Source organism: Mesotoga infera, assembly GCA_011045915.1.
GTDB lineage: Bacteria > Thermotogota > Thermotogae > Petrotogales > Kosmotogaceae > Mesotoga > Mesotoga infera_D.
This window is the reverse complement of record DSBT01000113.1, coordinates 1-10408: the sequence shown is the minus strand read 5'-3', so window position 1 is coordinate 10408 and position 10408 is coordinate 1. Positions and strand designations below refer to the sequence as shown.

The window sequence follows — 10408 nt, the reverse complement described above, 5'->3', positions numbered from 1 at the left end:
TCCAGGATTCTGGAATCTCTATCTTCTTCAGTGCCTCAATACCGCTATCTACTGCCTTGTAGTTCATCTGTACAACCTTCTCACCTTTGGTACCGTAGGACTTAACTATTGCGTCCTTCAAATACTTTATGGCATCTTCTATTGGAACAACATTTGCGAGTTTGAAAAAGGCAGACTGCATTATCGTATTTATTCTTGTACCAAGTCCTATCTCCATAGCGATCTTCGTAGCATCGATCGTGTAAAACTCTATCTCGTTTTCAGCAAGGTATCTTTTCATGCCTCCAGGGAGATTCTTGTCGAGTTCTTCAGAATCCCAACTAGTATTGAGAACGAACGTTCCGCCTTTCTTAAGTCCTTCAAGCAATTCATACTGATACACATAGGACTGCTTGTGACAAGCAACATAGTCAGCTTCATCAATGAGGTATGTAGACTTTATCGGTTTCTTTCCGAACCTCAGATGCGAAATCGTTACGCCTCCAGACTTCTTCGAATCATATGCGAAGTATCCTTGTGCATACATATCGGTATGATCGCCAATTATCTTAATTGCGTCTTTATTAGCTCCAACGGTGCCGTCTGAACCCAGTCCCCAGAACTTGCAGCGTATTGTCTCCTCTGGAGCAGCATTTATCTTTTCCTTGATTTCTAGAGAAGTGTTTGTCACATCGTCAACAATACCTATTGTGAAGTGATCTTTCGGTGACGAAAGCTTCAAATTGTCAAATACGGCCTTTATCTGAGAAGGAGTTGTGTCCTTAGAACCTAGTCCATATCTGCCACCGAAGATCTCAGGAGCATTCTTATCTCCATAGAAGAGAGTCTTGACATCTTCGTAGAGAGGTTCTCCAAGAGAACCGGGCTCTTTTGTTCTATCAAGAACGGCTATTCTCTTCACCGACTTCGGAAGGACGTCAAGTAAGTACTTTGCTGCGAACGGTCTGTAGAGATGAACCTTGATGACTCCTACCTTCTCGCCCTTCTTCATCAAGTAATCAATGGTCTCCTCTATCGTATCGGTTACAGAACCCATAGCAATAATCACGTGCTCCGCATCGGAATCACCGTAGTAAACAAAAGGTTTGTACTCTCTGCCGGTTAGCTTAGAGATCTCCTTCATATATTCGGCAACGATGTCAGGAACTGCATCATAGAACCTGTTTGAAGCTTCCTTCGCCTGGAAGTAGATATCGGGATTCTGTGCCGTTCCCATGGTCTTTGGATGATCGGGATTTAAAGCCCTGTCTTTGAACTCCTTTAGCGCTTCATAATCGAGAAGCCCCTTAAGGTCTTCATAATCCATAACCTCAATCTTCTGAACTTCACTCGATGTTCTAAACCCATCAAAGAAATGAAGGAAAGGAACTCTTGACTTAATCGCCGAGAGGTGAGCCACAGAACCTAGATCCATTACTTCCTGAACACCTCCCGAAGCTAGAAGAGCAAATCCAGTCTGTCTTGTAGCCATAACGTCAGAGTGGTCTCCAAAAATCGAAAGAGCGTGGCCGGCAACTGCTCTAGCACTGACGTGGAATACACCGGGCAAGAGTTCTCCGGCAATCTTATACATGTTCGGAATCATCAATAATAATCCCTGCGATGCTGTGAAAGTTGTTGTAAGAGCGCCTGCAACAAGTGATCCGTGGACTGCGCCGGCTGCGCCTGCTTCTGACTGCATTTCTATTACGTCAACTGGTTGTCCAAAGATATTCTTCATTCCATTCGCTGCCCACGCATCCGCAAGCTCAGCCATCGATGAGGAAGGGGTAATAGGGTAAATAGCCGCAACTTCCGTGAAAGCATAAGCAACATGGGCGGCAGCAGTGTTACCGTCCATTGTCTTCATTACTCGTGCCATTTTGAACCTCCTGTAATCCTCGAATTATTTTTGATCTATCTAGCATTACATAAAAAAATCTGATAAGACCTGAGTCTTCAGTTACATTATAGAACATCTTCCCAAAGCTTTCACAGATCTGACTTTTCAATTTGGCAAATCGATACTACTGCCTGCAAGCTTCAGGTTTCTCTTTCCACCTTACTGAATCACAGTTAGATTCAGAAAATCGAGGAGAAAAGTTGGGATTTCCTGACGTTGAGCATAAATCTGCCGGTTTTGCAGGGGAATGGCTTATTTCATAAAAGTTATCAAGAGAGGATCGGAGATTCCAGAAGCTCCATGAAGGTAAATCATCTACTTTGAACTATCTGGCAGATCAGCGTCTATGTCTAATTTCAGACTGAATTCTCAATTAAGATCTGTTCTATGTAGCCAATCAATAATATCGTCTCTCTCAACGCACTTTGGAAGATTGTGAAGAGCTTCTAAAATGCTTGGTTTAGAAAAATCAACTCCCATGAGACCTTGTCTCAAATGCTCAATGAAATCAACATCCATCGAATCGGAGTAGATCGCCACATCAGCGATTGACCCCTTTCTGGATGTAAATAGTATCTCTATTCCCCCCCAGGAAAACCTATGACCGATTCTGAAGTTGAATTCCGGACTCCTTCCAAGAAGCCATTCTTTTGAGGAATACTTATCATAGAGTCTAGACACGTCTGTTGAAAGCGCCAGTCTTTCGAAGTCAAGAACGTTGTCTATGTGACCGTATTCTTCGATGAAGCCCATGTACATCGCCTTTTTCATTTTCTCAATGGTCAAGTCCGGTTTCAACTCCTTGAGATTCACAATCCTTGATACGACAGACTTCACTCCTTTTGATTCTATCTTTTCTTTGGAAACGTTCAGATACTCAGATAGTTTTCCTGTGTCTACGTCGATCAGAATTGTGCCGTGATGATAGGATGCGTACTGTCCATGATAAAAGGCGTTTCCGGAGAATTTTTTCCCCTCGGCGAGTATGTCATTTCGACCGCTAAAATGGGCATCGACTCCGATCTCCTTTACGGCGTCAACAATTACCGAGAGTTGCCTGTGAAGGTTGTACTTTCTCTTAGGCAATAGAAAGGTGAAGTTCAAGTTTCCAAGATCGTGAAAGACAGCCCCGCCCCCCGAAAGTCTTCTTGCCAACTTTCCATTATCCCTTTCAAGGTTGTCGAGTCTGCACTCTTGCCACGCATTTTGATTTCTGCCTATAACGACCGTGTTTTCATTTTGCCATAGGTAGAGAACGATGCTCTCACTGGCAAATGAATTCAGGAGATACTCTTCGACGGCCAGATTTAACCAAGGATCATAAGAGCTTGACTCAATGAACTTAGTACTGTATATACTATCTACCCCCAACGCCAAGGCTATCCGTCTCTCTTCTAACGTACATGTAATTGGACCCCGTAAGATAGCTTCTTGGATCTCTACATTGATCTCTCGAATCAATAATCTCAAAGTGAAGATGAGGTCCTGTCGACCTCCCCGTCTCTCCCACTCTACCGATCAACTCTCCCCTTGAAACTCTTTGCCCAACATAGACACTTATATGATTCAGGTGAGCATACCTCGTTTTAGTACCGTCATAGTGTTGAATTACTATATTCAGCCCATACCCGCCGTTCTCCTGAGCCTCAATTATCGTCCCTTCCTTTGCAGCAAACACGGGAGCATCTCTCTGTACTGCTATGTCCATACCTGAATGAAAGGTAGAGACTCCTGTGAACGGGTCCTTCCGCCAACCAAACTCCGAAGAAATCTTCCCGTACACTGGCCAGGTAAACTGTGTTCCGGGATTCGCGTTACTGCAAACACTTATTGATTCAAGCGGAACAAAAAGTCTCTGACCGGGATAAATAACTGAATTGCAACTCAGGTTGTTCGCAGCAATTAGGTGTTCTGCAAGCGCAAAGAAGAGTTTGGCAATATAATCGATGGAATCACCGTACTGAACCTCGTAGAAGAAGCCGTTTCCTGTAGGGAGATAAATGAATTCACCCGGTTCAAGATTTCGAGGATCGTCTATGCAGTTCAAGTCCAGCACGGTGCTGATCCTCAAATTGTAATCCCTAATGATATTGAAAAGCCTATCTCCGGGTCTAACCAGATATCTTATAGATCCAACTCCGAAAGCACTTACCATAAAGAAAGCAACACAAAGAGACAAGAGAACCTTAGCCTTCATCTGAAACCCCCAAACCATCGTTTTTTTGATCCGCTAAATAAGAAATCGAACTAATCGAACTAATAGTAACCTTAATGATATCACAGCGAATATCCTTAAAAGAAGCTTATTACAAACAGGTCCCAGATCGAATACCAGAAATTTCGCCATGTCTACAGATTTCGAAGATCACTTCTTGATGCAATTATTGATTTGCTGCTTCTTGCAAGCAACTATATTCAGTTTATCTTTCTCCTTCAAAGAACGGAATATCGCCAAGATAATCCCCTGTCTTCCTCAAACCATCAACCCTGATAAAAGCCCCTTTCTCAGTCTCAACCTTTCTCAGCTGATCTCCCCTCCTCCAGCTGCCTCTTTCGTCTTTTGTGATCGAGCAAAATACAAACACATCACACTTCTTCATTATCTCTTCACGCGTCCATTCTTCACCATATTCGTGGGTCTCCCCAATGTTCGGATGAATGAGCGCTGCTTCTATTAGCCAGGTTCCGTTTCTGTCTGAATAACTCGCAGCAGAAATCCAGTAATCTATCTTCTCAAACATGGTCATTACCTCCCTATTTCAGGATACAAAAGTTTCCGCGATTTCTGCTACTCTTGAGGAGAGAGGATCTCTTTGGAGGTGAACAAAGTGACTTTCGTTAATGACACCTCACGGTCACCAAGAGCACAGGTGAGACCTATAGCAATTGAAAGAGTCGAGCTGGCGGGTTTTTTAAGAAGATATCAAGATCTAGTTAAATCGACCAGTCTCCCTCTTCAATATGATTATCTTGAATCTAGCGGCAGAATTGATAACTTCAGAAAGGCTGTTGGAAGCGTTGAAGGAGATTTCACAGGCTGGTTTTTCAATGATTCCGATATTTATAAGTGGATAGAAGCAGCCTCATATTCACTTTCGTATAACGAGGATTCCGAGATTAGGACGAGAATAGAAACTCTGATAACCCTTATAGAGAGTGTTCAGAAGAAAAGTGAAGGAGGTTACGTAAACACTTACTTCACAGGCGAAAAAGCATCGGAGAGATGGAAAGACTTGAAGAGCATGCATGAGCTCTACTGCGCAGGTCATCTTATTCAGGCAGGAATAGTCTACAAAAGAGTTACCGGCAATGAATCTCTCTTCAACGTATGTGTAAAAGTGGCCGACAACATCCTGAAAGCTTTTCCCGATGATGATTGTGAAGTGGCTACCGGACATCCGGAACTGGAAATGGCAATGATCGAACTGCACCGTGAGACTGGAAGTCGCAATTATCTGGGATTTGTCCAAAGGCTCATTGACAATCGAGGAAAGGGTTACGTCGGTGGTGATGAATATCATATCGACCACGTATCTTTCAGAGATCTTAAGGAACTCGTGGGGCACGCGGTTAGGATGCTTTATTTGCTGACTGGAGCGGCCGACGTATTTCTCGAAACAGGCGACGAGACTCTTCTCGCCGTTCTCGAAAGGCTGTGGATAGATATGACATCAAGAAAAATGTACATTACAGGCGGAGCTGGATCAAGATATGAAGGAGAGGCTTTCGGAGAAGCATATGAGCTGCCAAGCAGGAGAGCCTATTCTGAAACATGTGCCGCGATTGCAAATGTTTTCTGGAACTGGCGAATGTATATGATAGCTGGTGATGCGAAGTACCTCGATGTACTTGAAAGGTCTTTATATAATAGTGTCTTGTCGGGAATCTCTCTTGACGGAAGACGCTACTTCTATGTCAACCCACTTGAAGACATCGGCAACCACAACAGAGAGGAATGGTTTGAGTGTGCCTGTTGTCCCCCAAACATTGCCAGGCTTCTCACCTCATTCGGTGGTTATCTTTACGGCACAACACTCGATGAGATAAGAGTCAATTTCTATGAAGCAAGTAAAGCGTCCATTCCTTTCCGAGACGGAGAGGTGTCAATCGTTCAAAAGACAGCCTACCCTCATTCTGAAGAAATAAATCTCTTGATTTCTACAGATCTTGATACCAATCTCTCCATTCTCCTGAGAATTCCAGAGTGGACAGATGGGGATTTCGCACTTCAAATTGATGGTGTGAAGCAAAAGATAAGACCGGAAAAGGGATTCGTCAGACTTGAAGGAAACTGGAAGGGTAAGACCGAAGTTTCACTGACACTTCCTATGCGAATCCGAATGATGACGGCAAATCCGCTTTTGAGAGAGAATACTGATAAGGTGGCCATCCAAAGAGGTCCGTTAATATATTGTGCAGAAGGCATAGACAATCCCTATTTTGATGTACGAACGTTGTCTGTTCCTTCGAAAAGAAACTTCGAGCTATCCGAGAGTGACGCTCTGGATGGGAATCCAGTTGTTATTAGTGGTAAGGGAATAGCTTATGATCTTGATGACTGGGATAAGAAACTATACAATCCTCTTGGTTCAGTCAAGAGCAAGGGCAAGAATGTTAGATTTTCTCTCATTCCCTACTACACTTGGAATAACAGAGGAAATTCACCGATGTGTGTATGGCTTCATGTCCATTAGAAACTCCTTGCAGGAGTCTAGTTGTCATTTTCGTTCATAATCAGTGATATTGAGAGGTTATATGAGAGTTCTTGACTGTTTCATAAGGAGATCGAAAAGATGGGAAAGAATAGTGACAACAATTCTATTGGCGTGTTCCGCTTAGGAATTGCCTTAGCTGTAGTGCTGTTGTTTACGTCAACAGTCTGCCTACCATACGAAGGACAGATATTGTTCAACGGGAACAGAATCTATTATGAACTGGAGGAGGCAGAAGGTGAGTTTATCGTAATTGTTGGCGATGGACCTGGTCTCGACAGCTCTTATATGAAAGGTGCTTTCAATCATGGAAAGTTTCTGAGGTACGATCAGTTGGGGAGCGGAATGTCCCAGAACTTATCCTCATTAGATATTACCTTCCAATATTATATTTCGGAACTTGCCGCACTGATTTACACACTGAATGTCGATTCGTTTCATTTGATTGGCCATGGCTTTGGAGGTGCAGTTGCCGTAGGATTAGCTCTCACAAATCCTCCCGGACTGCTTAGTCTTGTAATTGTTAACCCTAGGCTTAACTATCCGGCAATCGATTCGGCCTTGGTCGAAGCTGTAGCCCAGGAGTCGGTGAAAGATCTTGACAAGTTTGAGCTCTTGTTTGGCAGTTCTTCCGAGCCTGAAAGAGAGTCCTCGATCGCTAAGAATTCGATTAACATGGATACATATAATCTCTTCTGGGGTGATGATTCAACCTTCATAAACGGAGTACTGCGTGGCTTTGACTTATCTTGCGGACTCCCCGATATAAATGTACCTGTTCTGGTCTGTGCCGGACTGGAGAGTTTTCCAGGTGTTGTTCACACAGCGACCTATCAAGTAGGGGCCCTCGAAAGTGAATTTGTTACCTTTATGAACAGTGGAAACTTTCCAATGATTGAAGAGCCCACTGCCTTCAAATCGATTGTCGAGGATTTTCACAGAAGGGTAGAGGAGGCCGCAGAAAGCGATTTAAGAAACGAGGCCCACTGTGAAGTCCTTTCGGAGACACCTGGCGAAAGAATTTTCAGGCTACAAGACTCGGAAAGAACCCTGGTCATGCAAGTTGGGGATGACTTTACTGTTATGCTTCCTTCAAATCCAGGTGCCGGCTACTTCTGGAGGGTGGAAAGCTTCGATGAAGATGTACTGAGACTCATTTCGGATCCATTTTATGAAGAACCGAAAGAAGCCGGTAGCGGCTATGATGTCTTCGGCTTCAGAGTCGTTGGCTCAGGGTCTTCTCCTCTAGTCTTTTCCTTTGGTTCTTCATGGGACATTGTTCCAATGAAAAGCTGTTCTATGCTTGTTCAGGTTGAGGAGTATTTTGTTGACCCCCTTATCATCCATGCGTCAGACTCGGGAAAGACTTTCATTGTTGGGCTTAATGAACCAATCGAAGTAGTTCTCGAATCTACAGTCAGTTCCAACCTCAGCTGGCGTATAGCGTTGACAACTCCTGGGATAGTTCGGCAGCCTAAGGAAAGTGAAAGTAGAGTCTTTGAAGACTCTTCAGGTCTGGCAAGAAAGATTGAGAAGGTCTACTACTTTGAAGGAATGAACTACGGAGAGGCTACTCTAGAATTTGCCTACGGAAGCCCATGGGACGACGTGCCCCCTGAAAAAACCTTCGAAGCCACATTGATCGTTACCGAGCCATTTAGGGAAGTTGCCATCATTCAGGACTCAGATAATGGGAGAGAAATTGAAATTGGAAACAATCAGACCATAATAATAAAGCTTAAGAAGGCCCTTGCCACGGATGGCGAATGGAAAATCTCTCCTTCGAATACGAAATTTCATCTTATTCAAGAACCCTATGAAGAAGAGTATTCGAAAGTCTCGTATTCTGTATTCCGCTTGAGACCCACCGAACTCGGAGAATCTCAACTTGAGTTTTACTATATTGAGAATGAATCTAATGAACAGCCTGTGGGCACTTTCACGATCACCATACAGACAAATGAAACCATGAATCATTCGAGAGTACCACTTCAATAAAGTAATACCAAATAGCACAAAAGCGCTTGTAAGCAACGCAGGAAAAGTCTTTCACAAAACGACCGACGGTGTTCACCTCTGTCAAGCAATCATTGAGACTGTAGTGAAATCTCTTCAAAAACCACTCTATAACCGCTACCTTTTGGGCTGCAGCAGTATGGCCCTACCATAACAGGAAGCTTCCCGTCGTCTTCCAGTAACCTTGCAAGTCTTAATTGAACCCATTCGTTCTGCCAAGCATAAACGGAATAATCGGGACCTTTCCTGTCAACTCGTACTCTTAGGCTTTTCGTCTCAGCCGGAACATTTTGAGTTGACCAGTCCGAGTAACCTGAATTAGTTACAACGGCTCCCAGTCGGGCAGGATAAGACCCCTCGAATTCAACAGAACTCTTAAGCCAACAAGAAGGAGAGACTCTTACCATAACTCCAGCCTGATCATACTGGTTCGCAGGAGAGAATTTGGCTCCGACAACCAGAGAAAAATCGCCTGCGAGAGAAAGAAACAGAAAATGCCCGTTGTCATTTCGAAACCCATAATGTGTTCGCTGCCAGAAATCTGTCGGAGAATCTGGCCTGACGATCAGATTCCCGTCCTCCAATTCCCAATGTTCTGGCTCGTTGAACCATGTGAAACGCCTAATTGTTTCTGCATTGAAGTAGGACAAATTTATTACCTCCGCAAGTTTGGTTTCCTAGATTATATCGCGCGAGCTAATCAAATATCAGTCCTTAAGTATATAATTGTTCTGAGTAATCAGAGCTTCCCAATGTTTTTTGTGATCCTGCAATACAGTTTGGCCATTAAGAATAGCAAATGTTGCAGATGCGTTTTTCCCCTATCGTGTCGTTTTAAACCCTTTCCTAAGACTGTCAGTGCCGCCTGAAAAAAGCCAGGTGTCAGAGCTAGCGAAGAAAGTTGTCAAAGCTATAGAGATTTGATTGATTGTCCAACAGGGGCTCAAGAGCAGACCAAATCGGACCATATTTCATGAAAGAATCAACAGAAGAATTCATCCGTTTGTCGAGGTGAGTTATGTACTGGAAATATGCAATCAAAAGAGTTCTATACGGACTATTGATGTATGCAATTCTGATCTTCATTTTTTCGGCTCTATTCAATACTGTCATGGAACAGACGTTGAGAGCGCAGATCGAAGAGCAAATCAGGGGCGAGACGATGCGAATGACGAGTCTCAATGAAAGTCAACTTGAGAACTACGTCATAAATCGGAGAAACGATCTATATTCTCTTTATCGCCTGAGCAAACCTGTTGCTGAGAGAATAATGTGGAGAACATGGGACACGTTAACTCTGAATCTCGGAAATTCCACGATAATTAGGTCTTCAAAAGGCAGCAGAAGTGTGTGGGATGTCGTTTCAGAAGCAATTCCCAAGACTCTTCTACTCTTTTCCGTAGCGATGCTCGTAGACATTTTTCTAGGTCTTCTTCTGGGACTGAAAAAGGCTCAAAAGGCCGGCGGAGTCTTGGACAAAAGCACTTCAGTTGGAACCATGGTGGTTTTTGGCATGCCCTCCTGGTGGTTGGGGATGATCATGATCATGTTCTTTGCCTACGGAGTGAAGATCTTTCCTTCTGGCGGGCTGCATTCCACACCCCCTCCAGAAGGCATATCATATTTCTTCGACCTTCTTTATCATCTTGCTCTGCCGGTACTTACACTTGTTGTTATTGGATTCTGGGGGCGCGCCTTTCTTACACGAAACATAGTCCTTGGAGTTCTTCAGGACGACTACATAATGGCAGCAAGGGCAAGGGGTATTCCCGAAAGAAAGGTATTATACGGCCACACG

Annotated in this window: 8 protein-coding genes; 3 read left to right on the top strand and 5 right to left on the bottom strand. The window is 43.8% G+C overall.

Going from position 1 to position 10408, the window contains the following annotated elements:
• From nifJ to ENN47_03915, 4 genes are all read right to left on the bottom strand, one after another.
• Positions 1-1861, bottom strand: a 1861-nt coding sequence (gene nifJ / locus ENN47_03930; GenBank protein HDP77329.1) for a pyruvate:ferredoxin (flavodoxin) oxidoreductase, incomplete at its 3' end; no start/stop codon positions are given.
• Between the two features lie 390 nt (positions 1862-2251).
• A complete protein-coding gene (locus tag ENN47_03925) occupies positions 2252-3259 on the bottom strand; it encodes a lipoate--protein ligase (GenBank protein ID HDP77328.1) in 1008 nt (335 codons plus the stop codon).
• Entirely contained in the window at positions 3240-4079 is an 840-nt protein-coding gene (locus ENN47_03920; protein HDP77327.1) for a M23 family metallopeptidase, read from the bottom strand. The genes ENN47_03925 and ENN47_03920 overlap by 20 nt, the downstream gene beginning before the upstream one ends.
• 223 nt (positions 4080-4302) lie before the next feature.
• Positions 4303-4623 (bottom strand): hypothetical protein, encoded by a 321-nt coding sequence (locus ENN47_03915; GenBank protein HDP77326.1) that lies wholly within the window; start codon positions 4621-4623, stop codon positions 4303-4305.
• Positions 4624-4710: 87 nt separating this feature from the next.
• Between ENN47_03915 and ENN47_03910 the strand changes: the two genes are divergently transcribed.
• A complete protein-coding gene (locus ENN47_03910) occupies positions 4711-6576 on the top strand; it encodes a glycoside hydrolase family 127 protein (protein ID HDP77325.1) in 1866 nt (621 codons plus the stop codon).
• A gap of 99 nt (positions 6577-6675) precedes the next feature.
• Positions 6676-8592 (top strand): alpha/beta fold hydrolase, encoded by a 1917-nt coding sequence (locus tag ENN47_03905; protein ID HDP77324.1) that lies wholly within the window; start codon positions 6676-6678, stop codon positions 8590-8592.
• A gap of 89 nt (positions 8593-8681) precedes the next feature.
• On the opposite strand, the gene ENN47_03900 is transcribed toward ENN47_03905, so the two are convergent.
• Positions 8682-9266, bottom strand: coding sequence for a DUF1349 domain-containing protein (locus ENN47_03900; protein HDP77323.1), 585 nt, complete (start codon positions 9264-9266; stop codon positions 8682-8684).
• A 362-nt stretch (positions 9267-9628) separates the two neighbouring features.
• On the opposite strand from ENN47_03900, the gene ENN47_03895 reads away from it, so the two are divergent.
• A partial coding sequence (locus ENN47_03895) for an ABC transporter permease (GenBank protein HDP77322.1) occupies positions 9629-10408 on the top strand: 780 nt, incomplete at its 3' end.

Coding starts and splice junctions, on each gene's coding strand:
- ENN47_03920 (HDP77327.1), bottom strand. CDS start 4,079: ATGAAGGCTAAGGTTCTCTTGTCTCTTTGTGTTGCTTTCTTTATGGTA.
- ENN47_03915 (HDP77326.1), bottom strand. CDS start 4,623: ATGTTTGAGAAGATAGATTACTGGATTTCTGCTGCGAGTTATTCAGAC.
- ENN47_03905 (HDP77324.1), top strand. CDS start 6,676: ATGGGAAAGAATAGTGACAACAATTCTATTGGCGTGTTCCGCTTAGGA.